Source organism: Bacillus sp. 3103sda1 (genome assembly GCF_024159135.1).
GTDB lineage: Bacteria > Bacillota > Bacilli > Bacillales > Bacillaceae_G > Bacillus_A > Bacillus_A rhizoplanae.
In genome coordinates this window covers 2,056,023-2,073,286 of record NZ_JAMYWS010000001.1, presented here as the reverse complement: position 1 = coordinate 2,073,286, position 17,264 = coordinate 2,056,023, and the positions used below count along the sequence as shown (strand labels likewise).

Annotated in this window: 15 protein-coding genes and 3 pseudogenes; 4 read left to right on the top strand and 14 right to left on the bottom strand. The window is 33.3% G+C overall.

The window, feature by feature from the left end; translation table 11 throughout:
• Positions 1-228: 228 nt before the first annotated feature.
• The 12 genes and pseudogenes from NKR74_RS10360 to NKR74_RS10305 all read right to left on the bottom strand — a co-directional run.
• Complete coding sequence (locus NKR74_RS10360) at positions 229-1,551, bottom strand: DEAD/DEAH box helicase (RefSeq protein ID WP_253629471.1); 1,323 nt, start codon at positions 1,549-1,551, stop codon at positions 229-231.
• Between the two features lie 198 nt (positions 1,552-1,749).
• Positions 1,750-3,645: an endonuclease MutS2 gene (locus NKR74_RS10355; protein WP_253629470.1), complete on the bottom strand. Its 1,896-nt coding sequence runs from the start codon at positions 3,643-3,645 to the stop codon at positions 1,750-1,752.
• Positions 3,646-4,158: 513 nt separating this feature from the next.
• Positions 4,159-4,671 (bottom strand): 2'-5' RNA ligase family protein, encoded by a 513-nt coding sequence (locus NKR74_RS10350; protein WP_253629469.1) that lies wholly within the window; start codon positions 4,669-4,671, stop codon positions 4,159-4,161.
• Positions 4,672-4,676: 5 nt separating this feature from the next.
• A complete protein-coding gene (locus tag NKR74_RS10345) occupies positions 4,677-5,390 on the bottom strand; it encodes a class I SAM-dependent methyltransferase (RefSeq protein WP_098307390.1) in 714 nt (237 codons plus the stop codon).
• Between the two features lie 358 nt (positions 5,391-5,748).
• Complete coding sequence (locus tag NKR74_RS10340) at positions 5,749-6,138, bottom strand: tautomerase family protein (RefSeq protein WP_253629468.1); 390 nt, start codon at positions 6,136-6,138, stop codon at positions 5,749-5,751.
• Between the two features lie 302 nt (positions 6,139-6,440).
• On the bottom strand, positions 6,441-7,271 hold the full coding sequence (locus NKR74_RS10335) for a DUF3974 domain-containing protein (RefSeq protein WP_098307386.1): 831 nt from the start codon (positions 7,269-7,271) through the stop codon (positions 6,441-6,443).
• A gap of 23 nt (positions 7,272-7,294) precedes the next feature.
• Positions 7,295-8,407 carry a toxic anion resistance protein gene (locus tag NKR74_RS10330; protein ID WP_098307384.1) on the bottom strand — a complete coding sequence of 371 codons (1,113 nt, stop codon included), beginning with the start codon at positions 8,405-8,407 and terminating at the stop codon, positions 7,295-7,297.
• Positions 8,408-8,613: 206 nt separating this feature from the next.
• Entirely contained in the window at positions 8,614-9,201 is a 588-nt protein-coding gene (locus NKR74_RS10325) for an O-methyltransferase (RefSeq protein WP_253629467.1), read from the bottom strand.
• Positions 9,202-9,418: 217 nt separating this feature from the next.
• A complete protein-coding gene (locus tag NKR74_RS10320) occupies positions 9,419-10,537 on the bottom strand; it encodes an RNA-guided endonuclease InsQ/TnpB family protein (protein ID WP_253629466.1) in 1,119 nt (372 codons plus the stop codon).
• A 290-nt stretch (positions 10,538-10,827) separates the two neighbouring features.
• Entirely contained in the window at positions 10,828-11,187 is a 360-nt protein-coding gene (locus NKR74_RS10315; RefSeq protein ID WP_253629465.1) for a hypothetical protein, read from the bottom strand.
• A gap of 303 nt (positions 11,188-11,490) precedes the next feature.
• Positions 11,491-11,604 (bottom strand): annotated as a pseudogene (locus NKR74_RS10310) (zinc ribbon domain-containing protein); the annotation flags it as partial.
• Positions 11,603-11,686: pseudogene (locus NKR74_RS10305) on the bottom strand (IS200/IS605 family transposase); the annotation flags it as partial. The pseudogenes NKR74_RS10310 and NKR74_RS10305, both read right to left, overlap by 2 nt.
• A 211-nt stretch (positions 11,687-11,897) precedes the next feature.
• Here NKR74_RS10305 and NKR74_RS10300 point away from each other — a divergent pair.
• On the top strand, positions 11,898-12,224 hold the full coding sequence (locus NKR74_RS10300; protein ID WP_253629464.1) for a luciferase domain-containing protein: 327 nt from the start codon (positions 11,898-11,900) through the stop codon (positions 12,222-12,224).
• Positions 12,225-12,284: 60 nt separating this feature from the next.
• Here NKR74_RS10300 and NKR74_RS10295 read toward each other — a convergent pair whose 3' ends face one another.
• The gene (locus NKR74_RS10295) at positions 12,285-12,758 is read right to left on the bottom strand and encodes a GNAT family N-acetyltransferase (protein WP_253629463.1); all 474 of its coding nucleotides are present in this window, start codon (positions 12,756-12,758) and stop codon (positions 12,285-12,287) included.
• A gap of 184 nt (positions 12,759-12,942) precedes the next feature.
• On the opposite strand from NKR74_RS10295, the gene zwf reads away from it, so the two are divergent.
• Together zwf and NKR74_RS10285 are read left to right on the top strand one after the other, a co-directional pair.
• Positions 12,943-14,457: a glucose-6-phosphate dehydrogenase gene (gene zwf, locus NKR74_RS10290; RefSeq protein ID WP_253629462.1), complete on the top strand. Its 1,515-nt coding sequence runs from the start codon at positions 12,943-12,945 to the stop codon at positions 14,455-14,457.
• A pseudogene (locus NKR74_RS10285) lies at positions 14,444-14,713 on the top strand (cyclase family protein); the annotation flags it as partial. The gene zwf and the pseudogene NKR74_RS10285, both read left to right, overlap by 14 nt.
• A gap of 167 nt (positions 14,714-14,880) precedes the next feature.
• On the opposite strand, the gene NKR74_RS10280 reads toward NKR74_RS10285, so the two are convergent.
• The gene (locus NKR74_RS10280) at positions 14,881-15,765 is read right to left on the bottom strand and encodes a GNAT family N-acetyltransferase (protein WP_253629461.1); all 885 of its coding nucleotides are present in this window, start codon (positions 15,763-15,765) and stop codon (positions 14,881-14,883) included.
• A 575-nt stretch (positions 15,766-16,340) separates the two neighbouring features.
• Here NKR74_RS10280 and NKR74_RS10275 point away from each other — a divergent pair.
• On the top strand, positions 16,341-17,093 hold the full coding sequence (locus tag NKR74_RS10275; protein ID WP_253629460.1) for a class I SAM-dependent methyltransferase: 753 nt from the start codon (positions 16,341-16,343) through the stop codon (positions 17,091-17,093).
• Positions 17,094-17,264: the final 171 nt, after the last annotated feature.

Here is a 17,264-nt window from a genome sequence, read left to right as displayed (position 1 = left end):
AGCTTAGAAATGATACAGAGAAAAGAATATAACTTTTTTTACTTGTTGTGGTAAAAGATGAGGTCATTTAGAGGTCTTATGAATAAAAAAAGATACACCACTAATAGTGAGTGATGTACCAATACTTATACAATGTGGAACATTCCATTTGAGTCATTAAAATTAAAGGCTAGATTATCGTTTTACAGAGTAAGGATACTCATGTTTCATGATTTATATAGCTTCAACTTATCTTCCGCGATTTTTCTGTCCCGGCTTTGCACTGCGTTTCTTCTTGCTTGGTTGACCGTAACGCGATTTTTCTGTTTTCGTTCCTTCTTTTCTATCACGACGTCCTGATTGTCCAAATTGTTTCTTCTCTTTAAACTGTTTCTTTTCTTTTGGTTTTTGTGATTTTATTTCTTTTTTCACAGATTCTTGCTCGTTAGGCTGCTCTAATACTTGTCGTTGTAATGATGCGTTAATTCCTTTTTCAATTTGTTGTAAATACATCTTATCTTTCGGCGCAACTAATGTAATCGCAAGTCCACTTCCGCCAGCACGACCTGTTCGACCGATACGGTGAATGTAACTTTCTACATCTTCTGGGATATCATAGTTAAATACATGAGTAACACCTTCTACATCAAGTCCTCTTGCTGCTACATCTGTTGCGATTAAATATTGACTTTCAGCATCTCGAAAACGTTTCATGACACGTTCACGTTTTGCTTGTGATAAATCACCATGAAGTTCATCACAGTTATAACCGTATCCCTTTAACGCTTCGTACAGTTTTGTAACTCTGCGTTTCGTACGACAGAAAATAACTGCTAAAAATGGTTGATCCCGTTCCATTAATTGACGCAGCGTATCTTGTTTTGCTCTGTCTGTTGTTTCAACAACGCGCTGTTTAATATTATTTACTGTAACTTCTGCACTTTGAATTTTTATAATTTCAGGCTTTCGCATATAGCGCTTTGCAAGAGATTGAATTTGCTTAGCCATCGTTGCAGAAAACAACATTGTTTGTCTCTCTACAGGTGTTTGTTCAATAATTTCTTCTACCTCTGGTAAAAAACCAAAATGCAACATTTGATCCGCTTCATCTAAAACAAGCATAGATACATGCGATAACTCCATTGTCCCGCGGCGTAAATGGTCTAATAATCGTCCAGGTGTCGCTACAACAATATGTGTATTTCCTTTTAATTTCTTCATTTGCTGTGAAACATCTTGTCCACCATAAACAGCAAGCACATGAATATCCTTTACATGCACAATCATTTTTTGAATTTCATTTGTGATTTGCAGCGCTAATTCTCGTGTCGGAGCCACAATTAACGCTTGTACATGACTGGACTGTGGATTTATTTTTTCTATTATCGGCAAAATAAATGCTAATGTTTTTCCCGTTCCTGTTTTTGCTTGTCCAATAATATCTTTTCCTGCTAGAACTACTGGGATTGCTTTTTCTTGAATCGGAGTCGATTCTGCAATTCCGTTTTCTCTTAATGTATCATTTAACGTTGTGCTAATTCCTAATTCTAAAAAACCTTTCAAATCGATCACTTCTTTTCACTATTTTTCATATCAAATATTGATTGTACCATTTATTTAGCTAAATATGAAAAACAAAAACGCACTGTTATTGTATTTATTCAAAATAAGATTACATTTACTCTATTTTTAGTATGTAAAACAATCCCTCTCTTCAAAACGTGTTAACGTTTAAGTGAGGGATTGCTGGCAATTGGATTATATTTTCGTTTACTTTTTTCTCATTTCTTTTTGTATGTTTCTTAATGCTTTTTTAGAGCCTCGATCTATATCATGTTGTAGCTTTCTCTCTTTATAACTTACAAACAACGTATTTAAATCATAGCCTTCTGGATACAACTCTGCTGCTTTCAATTCCAGAATAACGCGTTTACAATTCACCTCAATAAACTCTTCTTTGTATAGTACTACAATATTATTGAAACTATCTTTTTTCTTGTATACAATACCAAAATCATTGTGATCTAATAACTTTATTTTGTCTCCAACCTTATACTCATAAGTTTCTTTCGTTTTCACCACATTCACTTCAGGCTTCTTTATTTTATTTTCTTTTACTAGCTCTAAGCTATAATCTTTATTTTCCATATAACACTGTGCTCGCTCCAAAACATGTTCCCCTAAATTCATCTTTCTAGAAATCCAAAGTGCGTTACTATCTCCAGATTCTCCAATAATTAACTTATACATCGGCTCTAATGTTTCATTATTAAATTGCATAGCCGCATTCATGAAGTCACCATGAATTTCTGAGAATCGTTTAATTTCACCATAATGAGTCGTAGCGACTGTCATACATCCCATATGATAAAATTCTTCTAAAATGGCAATTGCAAGTGCGGCACCTTCATTCGGTTCTGTACCACTACCAATTTCATCAAATAATAACAATGTATTATTGTTAGATATTCTCATAATTTCTGAAATATTTTTCATATGTGAAGAAAAAGTACTTAAAGCATTTTCAATACTTTGATTATCACCTATATCTACAAAAATAGAATCAAAAAGGGCAATTTCAGTCTCTTTATCACCATGAATATGAAACCCTGACATTGTTGCTAAAGTTAATAATCCAATTGTTTTCAAGACAATTGTTTTCCCTCCAGCATTTGGTCCCGTAATGACTAAACTGCGGTATTCTTTTCCAATATCAAAATTTAATGGAACAATCTCACCTTGTAAAAGAGGATGTTTACATTCAACTAGTTTTATATATCCATGACTATTTAATTTCGGTGCTATACCATCAATACTCTTACTAAATTTAGCTTTCGCGAAAATCATATCATATTGACTTATAAGCTCAATATTAATTTTTATATCACTAACATTCTCAAAAATCATTCCTGATAAAGTCGCTAATATTTGATACTCTTCTATCGCCTCTTCCGCTTTTAAACTCGCTAACTCCCCGCTTAATTTTGAAATAATAGCAGGTTCCATAAATACTGTTGAACCTTTAGAAGAAACTTCTACAATTGTTCCTGCAACTTGATTTTTATAAGAAGCCTTAATAGGAACAGTGTATCGATCATCTTTTTTACTAATAAAGAATTCTTGAATATACTCCTTATTTGCACTACTTTTTAAAAATTTATTTAATCGCTCTCCAATCTTTCCTTCTGTTGTTTCAATTTGATTTCGAATTCGTTTTAATTCTTTGCTTGCAGCAGAATCAACGCTATTCCCTTTAATCGAAAAATAAATCTCCTCCTCAATATTTGTGAACTCTGCCATAGAATATGCGTAAGAACTTAAAACAGGCGCAAAAAATGCTTTACTTAACATAAACCCCTTAATTTTTCTACATCCTCTTAAAAAATCTGATATGTTAACTAATTCTGCTGGTTCCAAAATCATTCCTTTTTCAAGCTTTCCAATTATGTTCTCTATATTAGAAATCCCTACTAATGGAACGTGACTTTCTGTATTTAATATTGCTTTTGCTTCAGTCGTTTCATTTAATCGATTTTTAACTACTTTCACATTAGAGCTTGGTTGTAGCTTATCTAATAATTGTTTTCCTAATCCACTTACACAATATGATTTTACAATTTCCTTTAATTCGTTATACTGTAATTTTTCAAATGTCATTGTATTCATTTCTGTTCTCCTCACTATGATTTAATAATTGAATCATGTATGAAGATACCTAATAATAAAATTTCAATGAGTTTCTATAAAGTGAAAATAAAAAAAGCTACGGGGATACCGTAGCTTTACATACATTTACAAGACAAGTGTAAAAACAAGTATCTATCATTAAACAGACCTATTTCAAATAAAGGTCTAGGTCTTTAATAATAAATACCGCTACATGCTTTATAAAGTGTTGTAGGTATCTTCATAGGTAACTTAAATAAATCCATGACCAAATACAGGGTATAAATTGATATAAAAAATACCCTTCATCATTAGATTTATTTAATTAAATTTTTCCTATTTGGATACTACTCCACTCACAAAAAGCACCTCGTCTAATTTATTTTTTATTCTCATTGAAATCTAAATTATGGAATTATTATACTATATGTACAAAATCAAGTAAAGATACATAATATCACCTATAAAGCAAATCTGCTTCCATGAAGGTTCTCATTTCGAAAAACAATTTCCTTATTTTATTGTAAGTTGTACTTCAAACTCTATAATAGATTCCTCGTTTTCACCTATGCTTTCTACTATAATTTTATCAATAGTGAATCGCATGGTATCTCGAAGTGGATGAAGATTTTTTATAACGTCAAAAGCTTGTTCTTTATCACCTTTTTTTCCTACAGTAACATGAGGAAGAAAAGGAATTTCTTTGTGAAGAAACGGTTGCAGAAAGTCTGTATACAACTTATTATGCAACTCAATTATATCTTCTTTTCCTTCCTCTATAAGTAAAAATAAATACTCTTCTGAATAAGTTACAACTGGATTTAACGTAATATGAAAAGAATTCATGTTGCCTACAATTGTTTCTATATGTTTTTTTAAACACTCATTTGGAACTTCACTCACAAAAGGAAATACTAGCGTAATATGAGGTGAAATCAAACCAAATAAAGGGTCATGTTTCCTTCTTATCGCTTCAATTTCTTCTAAATCATTATTACTCAAGAAAAGTAAAATTGTTCTCTCCATCGTAATTACCCTTTCTTCCTAAAAAGAGCTGTCCAAAGAAATGATTCTCCAAATACTTCATTAGGTTGCCTAATTTCTTTCATTTTGCGCAGTTCAATGATCTCAAAATCTTGAAAAATATCGCGTAGTTTTTCTTCTGAATATGCAATTCCTCCCTGCAAACTCCACCCTCGATATACATCCCAATCTGATATTTCCGAACCATTTTTTTCATCTAATTCTCCCGTGGCAAAGCATGTTAAACCGAAAAATCCGTTTGGCTTTAATGCTCGCTTCACTAACTCGACATAATGGATTCTCCGGTGAGGTGGGATATGATGTAAACAGCCAGAATCATATACGAAATCATATTGGTTCTCGACCTGTAAATCAAAGATAGACTTACAGATAAAACGCACTGATGCCCCTTGCTCAGCCGCTCTTTCTTCTCCCCATTTAATCCCTTCTTCTGATAAATCAACTGCATCTACTTCACAGCCCGTTTTTGCTAAATACAAAGCATTTCGACCAGGACCGCAGCCTAATTCCAACACTTTTCCTTTATGAATCATATTTCTATCAAAATAGCAAACTAAATTTTCATCCGGCACATTAACAAAGAAAGGTACTTCTTTATCGCGATCGGAATAGAAATTATTCCAAAATGGTTTAGGGGATCTTAATAGAGAATCTAACATAGTAACAATATCATCCATAGTATGTAAAGTTTCATTTCTCATAATCAAATTTCACCTCTTACAAATTATGCTTATAAGATAATTATACCAAATCCCATTCGAATTTACCGTCTATTCGGAATTATCCCAAATAATTTGAAACTACTATTAATTAAACAAATTTATATTTTATTAACTTTTAATAGCTGAGTTTTTGGGGTATAAAAACACCCCTTTAGAAAATCAAATCTAAAGGGGTAAAGCATTGCAAATTTATCTCACTGTTCGCGGGCAGTAAAACTCCCACCTCAAGATTATAAAAAAATCCTACTTTTCCGTAGAAAGGTTACTTTCCATTGTAATCAAGATTTCTTTAAGTTATCACTGCTTAATTAATAAATAAGTTGCCTTAGTATCGAAATTAAACATCCAGCTTAAAGGTAACACCTATTTGAGAAGCTTGCTGTCCTCCTTTAAATCCCCAATTATCAAGAGATAGTTCGTGTAGCGTTATAATTATGGCACTCTTGTCGATTTTCAATATATTTGACACTTGTTCTGTTATTTCTTTTAACAATTTAGCTTTTGTTTCTTTCTTGCGTCCCGGCAAGATTAGAAGCTCAATAAAGACCTTTTCTTCTTCCCATCCATCGGGCATAAACCAATCACTTTCATCTATTTCAAAAAACTTTACAGGTCCATCATTAGCAGGCACTTTAAAAACATCTTTAAGTATCTCTCTTACAGTAAAAGCAATCAATTTTTTATCTATTCCATTTCTTTTTTTTAAATAGATTTTTACTAATGGCATAAAGACACTCCCTACATTTCTTTTATTGTGTAGCATATGTATGAATAATTCGTTTGTAGTAACAAAATATCCTTGGTATGTTTTTCCTTCATCTTGATTTTCATCTTTGTATACTTTATTCATATGAAGTTAACATACTATTATCGGTAGCGAGCAAACTGTAACCCCTTCCCACATTTAGGTTTGTTTACTTTCTTTTTTCTTTTAATTGTAATTATAATTATTACGGTACGTGAAATTACTAACTATTATCTCCATCCCAAATTAAACAAGCGAGCATTGATATACCAATGCTCGCTTGTTTAATTCTTAAATTTCTCTTTCGCTGCACGCATCTTCACTTGTAAATCATAATCGACAGCGTTACGAATATTACGTTCTACTGCTTCCATTTCTTTTTGGAATCCTTTTAGATAAACAGTAAGCTCTTCTTCTTTCTCAGAACGCTGCGCTGATGGAATTTGTGCAATGAGTGACAACATATCTACTAAGTCTTTCATTAAGAAAGTCTCAAGTTTATGTTGCTGTTCAAACATACGATTTTCTTGATAAAACGGAATAGCATGTAAAACAGAGATTGTCACATCATCAATACTTCTTTGCAATGATGGATTCACTGAACGTTTGTACATTTCAATATGTTTTAATGCGTCTGGATAACGATCATAAAAGTATAACTTGTAAAACGAGAAATCTTTCGGTTTCGATAATTGTTGTGATTCCTGTTTCAAAAATTCTTTTACTTTCATCGTTGTCATTTCCATATCTTCACTTGTAATTTGCTTTGTTGTTTTTACATTGTAATGTAGTTTTTTCTGCTTTTCCCTCGGCAACATTGAAAAAACCTGCTGCTTTGTGCGTTGATTAGCTGTGCAAAAAAGAATTGTAAATGCTTTTTGGCTACTGCTTCCTTCTGTACGAATCCAGCGGTAAAACAACGGATTCTGTGTAAATTCTCGTAAGAATGGTACTGTGCTGTGTGATAAGCGTGCTATTGAGTCTGTCGCTCGTTTATACGGCTTTGTCCATGATAAATAAAACTTTCTTCCAAAGTAAACAAGTAAAATTACTGCAGTAAGTCCTAACAAAAGAACAATACCTATCAGTGTCAAAATAAATTGAAAGAAATCCATGATTTCACCTCCTCTATTGCAGCTTATTTAGTTGGACGTTGAATGAGCTTCTTTTTCATTTCATCATTGAACGAATCTAGTTCTTTTACAAACATTTTACTTGATTCGATAATTCGCTCTGATGATTTTTCAGACGCTTCAATCGCTGCAAAGACGTTTTGGAATGATTCACGAAGTTTCTCCATGCTGATTGCTGGATTTTCTAATAATTTTGTCGTTTCTTCTGTATTTTGTTTCAACGCTTGTGAGTTACTTAATACCATAGATTCAATTGCTTCGTTTGTTGCATTCACTGCGTCAATTGTTTTCCTTTGGTTCGTTAATGCCAATTGAATAGCGGCAGATACGGTTACAACGTTTTGTGTCATTGTGATTGCATTTCGAATCGCTTCTGTTAATTTTTCATTGTTCTTCTTAATAATATCAACAGAGGCAATAGATTGCAGTAAGACACTCTTTGCTTGCTGCATGTTACGCGTACGTACAAGAATTTTTTCTAGCGCATCATTAATTAACGGAACATCTTTATATCTCTCTGGATTTTGTTTCTCCACTTCCAACATATCCGCAAGTTTCTTACCTAAATATACTTGTTTATCAAGCGCATAAATCTTTGCTTGAGACTGTTCTTTTAACATTTCTAAACCAACACTATCTTCTTTTAAATTATCACGACCAACTAATAGTGACTTTATAATTTCTTCGATTTGTTTATCAATGGATTGATATTTGTGAACATACGTTTCCATTGGATTTTTCTTAAATACTTTAAACATAATTCGTTTCATACCAGTTGCTTGTAATGAATTCGGATCTAATTCCGATACAACTTTACGTAAATCAAGCAACGTGTTAGGAATATCCTCATTTTTCCCATTCATCATTGCTGTTACTGGACGTTTTAATGCCGTTAATGTTTGTCCTGCATCGCGTTGTTCTTTATCTCCTAAATCAGCCAGTTGTGACAATACTTTTGAAAGATCTGCATTATGCTCACTATTTAACTTTTGTACATACAAATCTGCCTCTTTATTTAGTGCAACTAATTCATCCTCTTTAATTACTGTATCTACGATTACCTCCATATTATTTTGTGAATCTACTGATAAGGTTTCTTTCTTTTGCAATTCCGTCAACAAAATCGCTCCTTTATATGCATACACTTATAATTATGGTTAGGGTACCATATCTCTAAACAATTTATATTACATTCATTCCCTGTTTTATATTATAAGTATACCTTTTGTATTTTTGATTGTCCTCAGACCTAAGGCTGAGAAACATCCATTCTTAAGTCGGATTCTTTAGTTTAGAGGCTAACACTTCCTCTTGTATATTCTTTTCAGCTATTTTTCCGCATTACATAGGCACCCATCTTAAAAGGCAATAACACTGTTTCAAAGTTCTCCGCTTCTTCGACTAACTCAAAAAACTTCTGTAATTCTTCCGCATGCGAAGTCGCATTATCGATGACGATGATTCCTTTAGGCATTAAAATACGTTTTAAATCTTCCCACCACCACATATATTGTGTTCGTTCTGCATCTAAAAAAATAAAATCATACGACTTGTCTATCTGTTCTGATAAAAATGCCCCAGCTTCTTGATTATGGATATGAATATAGTTTGTGAGGTTTGCTTTTTGGAAGTTTTCAATTGCTTGTGCAACTCGTTTCGATGAAAGTTCAACTGTTGTGACAGTCCCATTAGTTTCCTCTGCGGCATTGGCAAGCCATAATGTAGAAAATCCATTGGACGTTCCAATTTCTAGAATATGTTTTGCTTCACAAATTTTCACTAAAATAGATAAAAACTGTCCCATTTCTTTAGAAACATTGCGCAGCTTTTCTTCTCTCGTTTCTTTTGTGCAATCATGTTCTAATCCGAATGCTTCAAGGTTTTGCAGTAACTGTTCTACTTCTAGTCTCATGCATAATCCCCCTTATATACACCGCATATGGATGATACTGAAAGTGATACGTAGATCTACTTACAATTATATACCATTAGAAAGGCTTTTTCCTGTGTCAATTACTCACGACTGAAGTCACGAGCTTGTAACTACCCAGAAGTGCAAACGTCTTGCGACTCCTTCCTTAGAGTGGTGTTACATCGTAGGCAGATTGACCCCTACCCAACAAGAGAAGTCATGCTTCTTTTGTTACTTCAACGATGTACTCAATTCCTTTTCGCTGAAGATTCATAGCTCCAATTCTATCGTCATTGGATGTGTAATCGCAATTTTCACAACAGAAAGTATGTGTTTTCTTGTTGCGGTTTGCCTTCTCCGTATGCCCACACTTAGGACAAGTTTGTGAAGTATATCGCGGGTCAACCGCAATTACTTTAGAGCCATTCATTAGCGCTTTATATTCAAGCATTTGACGAAGTTGATAGAACGACCAAGAAACAGAAACGTATCTATTTCTCACCCGCACTTTTTCTGTTGCATTACGAATTCCTGTTAAATCTTCAATTACAAACAACGTACTTTCTCCATATTTGGATACGAGTGCCTTACTGACAGAATGATTAACATCTGTCATCCAACGGTTTTCTCTATCTCCAATTGCTTTTAATCGTTTACGAGCAGAAGAAGTTTGTTTCTTTTGTAATTGTTTTCGAAGGTGTTTATATTTCGCTCTTTTGTGCTTAATTTGTTTGCCATTAAAGAAGGTGGTGCATCCATTTGAATCATACGAAGTAGCAACAAAGTTTATACCAAAATCAATACCCACGACTTGTTTGATATGGTGTTCAGACACTTCACTTATTTCTTTTGTCATGGGAATATACAAAAACCAATTGTTATATTTGTTTACTAATTTTGCCGTACCAAACGACCAAGAACCATCGAAGTACTGTTCCATTCCTTTCGTATCAAATGGTACTTTGATACGTCCTTGAAGTGTATTAACAGAAAACATGTCTTTTGAAAGTGAATAATCGCGATTCCATACAAGGTCGTATTCAGTTTTTTTGAACTGAACAAGTGACCATTTATGACCATTACTTTTAGCTGATTTGTATTTTGCAATGACAGTCTTTAAAACAGATTGAGCCATTTGAGAACGTAGTCCGAAGTGAGAACGCAACTCATTATATGTAGATTCATGTAAGATTTTTTGACTTAACTTTTTTGTTTGAAAGATGATTTGGGATACGAAATTACACCCTTTTTTGTAGGCAAAAGTAGTTTCTTTTAACAACAGAAGTTGATCATGGGTTGGATTGATTTTAATTTTTGCTGTAACTGTCATCTTCATATGTTTCACCGCCTTTCACTAGATTATAACTCTATTATATTTTAGTGAAAGAAAACATTCAAAAGATTCTACTTAATTTTAGAAAGGAGGAAGCACAGGGGACTGTTTTGGCTTGCGCCAACGCATATTCCTCTCATGACTGAAGTCGTAGGAGGAATGTGTAAAATCATGAAGTTTATACAACCACACGCACTCTCTAATAAACTGCGAAAAGAGTAGAATAAGCCAATAACATGTAAATGGTGATACAATTACTAAACAATTGTATCACCATTTATCCACCACTCATATTAATCTCTCATACGTTTCCTAATATCTGCTGCCACCTTAGTAGGATTATCAATTTCAAAAACAACATACTTGTATTTTTCGTGCCCTTCTAATTCGATCATTACGAGAGGAACTCTGTTTTCATAAGAAAGAAAGTACCACTCATCGGCGTATTTAAAGCTTCCTTCAAAGATATGAAGAGCAGAAATAGATGTTCCAGGCATCCGAAGCATCCATTGCGGAGCATCAAAATAATCAACATATACACTTTTAATAGTATGAAATGGCATTTTTAAGGATAGTTTCAACGCAAAAAAACCAGTTATTCCATTCAACTTCAAAACTACACCTTCATCATCAAAGTGTACTTCTCTTCCCATGTTCTCCCTCCTAACTTTTTCATACCGGTTCCACCTCCTAAATCATACCATTTCTATTCCAAAAATGTTCAAAGATACTGTCAGAATCCAAATTTAAATCGATTCTCTAAACTGCATATATGAAACCATTTTCGTACATACATTCATACTTTTGAACGATATAAACAGCAAATAAAAAACATATTATACTAGTGAACTACCCTCTACCTACACTCTGCTTAGAGATGGGGGCTTCTAAGGTAATCGTACCTAACGATACGAAATTTACTTAGCTACCGAGCCTGTTCCATGCTCTGTATATAATTATGCTAACATTCGCAATCCTTCACGTTTGATATTTATAGAAGCATTCCAGTCCCTGTCTGCCACAAAACCACAATCACAGTGGAATGTGCGTTCAGAAAGAGGAAATATCTTCCGCATAGTTAGATATGGGATCATCAATCACTTCTCTACGATATTTCACGGCCAGAACAAGATGATAATACAGTAAGAACACTGAATGATTAGTGTAATTTCATTGATATAACAGCCTTTCACTTATCTAAGACTGATTATATCACCCCCAAAAAAAAGGAAACAACTTTAGACTACACCTAATCAAAATTCATCTCCAACTTTCACTGGTACTATCGCACCTTCACGTTTAGAAGTGGGAGATGAATTTCGGATGAAAGTTAAAATCTACAATTTATAAGGAGTGATCTATTATGTCACTTAGCAATATATTAAAAAAAGAGATTCTTAGTTGGGAAGGTGTGACTGAAAAGGCGCATCGATACGGCGGGGTTGAATTTAATTATAAAAATAAAGAATTAGGTCATGTTCATGGAGACACATTAGCTGATTTGCCATTTCCAAAATCAATAAGAGATGAGATTTTAAAGCAAGGATTAGCTCAGCCTCATCATATTTTACCTAATTCTGGTTGGATTAGTTATCACATGAAAAGCGAAGATGACCTTCCTTTACTCGTTCACCTCTTCCGTTTACAGTACGACAGAATCGTAAAAAAATTAGATAACAACCAAATGTAAAAATATAAAAGGTATATTAGCTCCAACTAATATACCTTTTATACTAAATCCATATATCATCTATTCTTCCCTGCTAATTATGAGGCGGAATACATCTTCTTCTTGATCAAATTCCCCTGCTTCAACAAAACCAAAACTTTTATATAATTGACGAGCAGCATGGTTTTCTTTATGAACTGTTAAGCGAATTTCTTTGCACTGCTTATATTGCTTTATAATCCAATTCACCATCTCACATAGCGCCGCTCGACCGTACCCTTTACCTTGATGTTTCTCATCAATGATAAAGCCATTGATCCAATACATATCATTAGTATTCTCTACATAAGCATACATCACAAAACCAACCATTCCCCGCTCTTCTTCAAAAATTGCAAAGGGCAGATAGTTCACATTATCACCATCTGGTTTAATATACACCTTAGCGAGTGATACTGCTACAGTAGGTACAAAATGATTTTGAACATCTTTTACTTTTAATTTTAGAGCCTCTTGCCAATTCTCTCTCGTCACTGCTCCCAATTGCACTTTCATCTTATTCCTCCATCTTTAATTTAGTCCTACATTTCTCTACTGTTTAAAATTCTCCTTCTTTTTTCAAATGTACTATATGTACCCTATCAGCTAAAACAAATTATTTAACAATAATTTTACATATATTTCCAAACAAACCGCATACTAAGTGTAAATTTAGTTTGAATAAAGTGAGGACCATTATATGATAAAAACTCCTAAAGCTATTATTGTTATTTTTGGCGCAACAGGTGATTTAGCAAAGCGTAAATTGTTTCCTTCTATTTATAGATTGTATCGTAATGGAGAAATTTCTGAAGATTTCGCTGTTGTTGGTGTTGCAAGAAGACCTTGGTCTAATGAAACATTTCGTGAAAATGTCAAACAATCTGTTAACCACTTTCCAGATGATGATGGAAATCAGGAGACATTTGCTTCCCATTTCTATTACCATCCTTTTGATGTAACAAACGTATCTTCTTATCAAGAGCTTAAAAGTTTGTTAAGCACTCTTGATGACAATTATAATACGAATGGAAACCGCATTTTTTATTTAGCGATGGCACCTGATTTTTTTGGTACAATTGCCACAAATTTAAAGTCAGAAGGATTAACTTCTACGGAAGGATGGATTCGTTTAGTTATTGAAAAGCCGTTTGGCCATGACTACGAATCAGCCGAAGAGCTAAACAACCAGCTTCGCCAGGCGTTTACAGAAGAGCAAATTTATCGAATTGACCATTACTTAGGAAAAGAAATGGTTCAAAATATTAAAGTAATTCGCTTTGCTAACGCTATTTTCGAACCACTTTGGAACAATCAATATATTGCTAACGTTCAAATTACTTCAAGTGAAACATTAGGAGTTGAGGATCGTGGACGTTATTACGAGTCCTCAGGTGCTCTCCGTGATATGGTTCAAAATCATATGTTACAAATGGTTGCTCTCCTTGCAATGGAACCGCCCATTAAATTAACAGCAGATGAGATTCGAAGCGAGAAAATAAAAATTTTTCGTGCTTTAAGATCACTTACTGAAGAACAAGTCGAACAATATTTTGTTCGCGGACAGTACGGGTCCGGCATCGTAAACGAAGAAAAGGTGATTAGCTACAAAGAAGAAAACGCGGTAGATCCAGCATCTAATACAGAGACATTTGTCTCTGGTAAGCTCATGATTGACAACTTTAGATGGGCAGGGATTCCTTTTTATATTCGAACAGGTAAACGTATGCAAGAGAAATCGACTGAAATTGTCATACAATTTAAAGACTTGCCAATGAACTTGTATTTTAATAAGGAAAAAAAGACTCATCCTAACTTACTAATTATTCATATTCAACCCGATGAAGGAATTACACTGCATTTAAATGCCCAAAAAACAAATAGCAGTGTTACATCAACACCAATTAGATTAAGTTATTGTAATAACTGTGCAGATAAAATGAACACACCCGAGGCATATGAGGTTCTCCTATATGATTGCATGCGTGGTGACTCAACTAATTTTGCGCATTGGGAGGAAGTGGCCCTTTCCTGGAAATTTGTTGATGTTATCTCAAATGTTTGGACAAACAAAAAAGCTGAAAACTTCCCTAACTATGAGTCTGGATCAATGGGTCCTAAAGAATCTGATGCTTTATTAGAAAAAGATGATTTTCATTGGTGGCCAACTATAACAACTCGTTTTAAAGAAGAGAACGACAATGAAAATATATGATATAACAGCACCTGTTTTTGAAGGGATAACTGTTTACAAAAATAAGCTTGAAAACAACCAAAATTTTCGAAAGTAACAAACACTCCGTATAGAGTTAGATGTTCATAGCGGTATACATATTGACGTACCTCTACATATGACCAATGAAGGAAAAACATTCGAAACAATTTCATTAGAAAAATTAGTAGGATCTGCTAAAGTTTTTGATTTAACAGCAGTTGAAAATACAATTACAAAAGCCTCTTTAGAAAACATCGTAAATTGAACAGAGGAAAAATTCGTTGCAACAAAAAACACTCATCAATCATAATTGGATGAGTGTTTTTACTTACTTCTGTAAAGCACTGTTCTATCGAAACAATACTTTATGCTTTATTTGTTTGTAACCAATGTCGGTATTTTTCGATAATTATAAATAAAAAATCAAAATTCTGCTAAGATTGGAAACTTACCCTGGTTAAATTCAATAGGAAGTTCTCCTCTTACCATAAAATGCTTATTTGATTCATATAATTTCAACTTAAAATCTTCGACTCCTAATTGATCTGGAGAAAAATAAAACTCTATTGTATGAAACGCTTCCGGAATTACTGCACATAATTCATCTAAAACAGGCATTAATTCACTTATTACTCCGTATAACTTCAACACGCCATCTACAACTTCGTATATAAGTATAGATTTGATTTCCTCTGAAAAGTAAAGCTTATCGTTCCACTTTTCATCGTACATATGTAAATAAAAAGAAGATTGATAGTGAAGTGGTGCAAAAACTCGCGAAAGACATTCTTTATTTTCAAATACATCTTTTATAAGCTGCAAATCTTCTACATCAAAAAAATCTAATTTTCGAATAGCCGATAACTGTAGTTCATTCTTTTCATACTGCATAGTGGATATATATTCTTTCACTGTTTGAAAACCAAATGATGTATACAGCTCTGGTGTTTCTGTAAATAAAAATGAATATGTATACTCTTCATCTATGCTTTTCAATGCTTCACACAACAAGTGCTTCATTAAACCTTTATTACGATAATCAGGATGTGTCATCACAGACTGAATGCCAGCTGCTTTTATACGCTCTCCCCCAACCATCATTGGCATTGAAAACATAGATACATTTGCAATTGCTGTATTTTCTTCAAATAAAGTAAACGGAGCGTAAGTTTCATCCCAAAACCCCTTTTTATAAAAGTCTTGAAATGTATGTACTGGAATGTGAAATACTCGTTCGAACAACCCATATAATTGTTCTCTTCGTTCATTTTCAAACGCATAGTTAACACAAATTGTAAGATTATCCATGTTGTTCCTCCACTTACAAATCACTACTTATATTCCCCTTATTTTTTAACATAAAATGTAAGAAGTAAAATAAAGAATAAATTTTATCTTACAATATATTATCATAATTTTTTAAAAAAAGTTTATGTTCACAAAAATATAATCACCACTAATAAAAGTGGTATAAAAGGATATTCCAATATATTTATATCAGGTTTTTATTTCGTATTTCCTCATTGTTTAGTTTAAACAGTATTTTAGATTGAATGTTATTTTTCTAATCCTCAAGTATCATTTCCAACAAATTCTTAACAAAATTTAAATCTTACTTCCATATTTAATACAGCTTCTTCATACTATTCTTCTTAAATTAATTAATAAAAAAACGAAAACAATTTTATTTTTTTGATTTTTACATTTACTAATTAACATTAAAATCTTACAATAACCCTTAAGATATTTCATTTACATTCCATTTAGAAAGGAAATGTACATATATGTATCATTATGTAATAGACATATAGTAACTTCATTTTATGTCGTGGACCTCCTCTTATATATTACAGCTATAAATATATAACTCAGGAGGAATTACTATGAAGGACACTTTTTACCATTTTATTAAACAGGCGGATAAGCCTTTTCATGGGTGGGACTTCTCGTTTTTAGCAGATACCGGAAGACTAAGCACAGAACCTCTGCCATGGAGTTATGCAGCAAATGTATTACACTATATACAAAAAGTAGATAGCATGCTAGATATGGGGACTGGTGGCGGTGAGTTTTTGTCTTTGTTAACCCCGCTTCCTGCTAGAACTGCAGCAACAGAAGGCTATCCACCAAATGTAGCTTTAGCAAAAGCAAAATTAGAACCTTTAGGTGTCTCTGTTTATCCAGTCGAGGATGATACATGTTTGCCTTTCGCAAACAATCAATTTGATTTAATTACTAATAAACATGAATCATATTGCGAATTAGAAATAAGACGAATTTTAAAACCAAACGGAATTTTTATTACACAGCAAGTTGGCGGATTAGATAATTTAGAATTAAATCACCTGCTTCACGCATATAATGAAAGTGAATATAGTTATTGGAACATGCAGTACGCCTCTTCACAACTAAAACAAGCTGGCTTTCAAATTCTTAAGCAACAAGAAGCATTCCCGTATCAACGCTTTTACGACATCGGAAGCATTGTGTATTATTTAAAAGCAGTTCCATGGCAAATCCCTGATTTTTCAGTATCCAAATATGAAGATCGCTTACTTTGCACTTATAACTCCATTCAACAAAATGGATATATTGAAGTAAAAGCACATCGATTCTATATCGTAGCTTCCTTATAATGCCTCACCTCTCCAAGCAAGTTAATCCTGCATGGAGAGGCCATTTGTTAAAATAGCCAAAAATGTTACCATCACTTGCAATATTTCTCATTTCGTTGTAAAATGAAACGGTAGAATACAATATGCAGACAAATCCACTTCACATATTATCAAGCATCAATAGGGATGATA

What these genes read in the sequence shown, in the direction of transcription:
- NKR74_RS10300 (WP_253629464.1), top strand. Translation starts at nt 11,898, where the DNA reads ATGTCACTTAGCAATATATTAAAAAAAGAGATTCTTAGTTGGGAAGGT.
- NKR74_RS10315 (WP_253629465.1), bottom strand. Translation starts at nt 11,187, where the DNA reads ATGGGAAGAGAAGTACACTTTGATGATGAAGGTGTAGTTTTGAAGTTG.
- NKR74_RS10280 (WP_253629461.1), bottom strand. Translation starts at nt 15,765, where the DNA reads ATGGATAATCTTACAATTTGTGTTAACTATGCGTTTGAAAATGAACGA.
- NKR74_RS10340 (WP_253629468.1), bottom strand. Translation starts at nt 6,138, where the DNA reads ATGCCATTAGTAAAAATCTATTTAAAAAAAAGAAATGGAATAGATAAA.
- zwf (WP_253629462.1), top strand. Translation starts at nt 12,943, where the DNA reads ATGATAAAAACTCCTAAAGCTATTATTGTTATTTTTGGCGCAACAGGT.
- NKR74_RS10345 (WP_098307390.1), bottom strand. Translation starts at nt 5,390, where the DNA reads ATGAGAAATGAAACTTTACATACTATGGATGATATTGTTACTATGTTA.
- NKR74_RS10335 (WP_098307386.1), bottom strand. Translation starts at nt 7,271, where the DNA reads ATGGATTTCTTTCAATTTATTTTGACACTGATAGGTATTGTTCTTTTG.
- NKR74_RS10350 (WP_253629469.1), bottom strand. Translation starts at nt 4,671, where the DNA reads ATGGAGAGAACAATTTTACTTTTCTTGAGTAATAATGATTTAGAAGAA.
- NKR74_RS10325 (WP_253629467.1), bottom strand. Translation starts at nt 9,201, where the DNA reads ATGAGACTAGAAGTAGAACAGTTACTGCAAAACCTTGAAGCATTCGGA.
- NKR74_RS10295 (WP_253629463.1), bottom strand. Translation starts at nt 12,758, where the DNA reads ATGAAAGTGCAATTGGGAGCAGTGACGAGAGAGAATTGGCAAGAGGCT.
- NKR74_RS10275 (WP_253629460.1), top strand. Translation starts at nt 16,341, where the DNA reads ATGAAGGACACTTTTTACCATTTTATTAAACAGGCGGATAAGCCTTTT.
- NKR74_RS10320 (WP_253629466.1), bottom strand. Translation starts at nt 10,537, where the DNA reads ATGAAGATGACAGTTACAGCAAAAATTAAAATCAATCCAACCCATGAT.
- NKR74_RS10355 (WP_253629470.1), bottom strand. Translation starts at nt 3,645, where the DNA reads ATGAATACAATGACATTTGAAAAATTACAGTATAACGAATTAAAGGAA.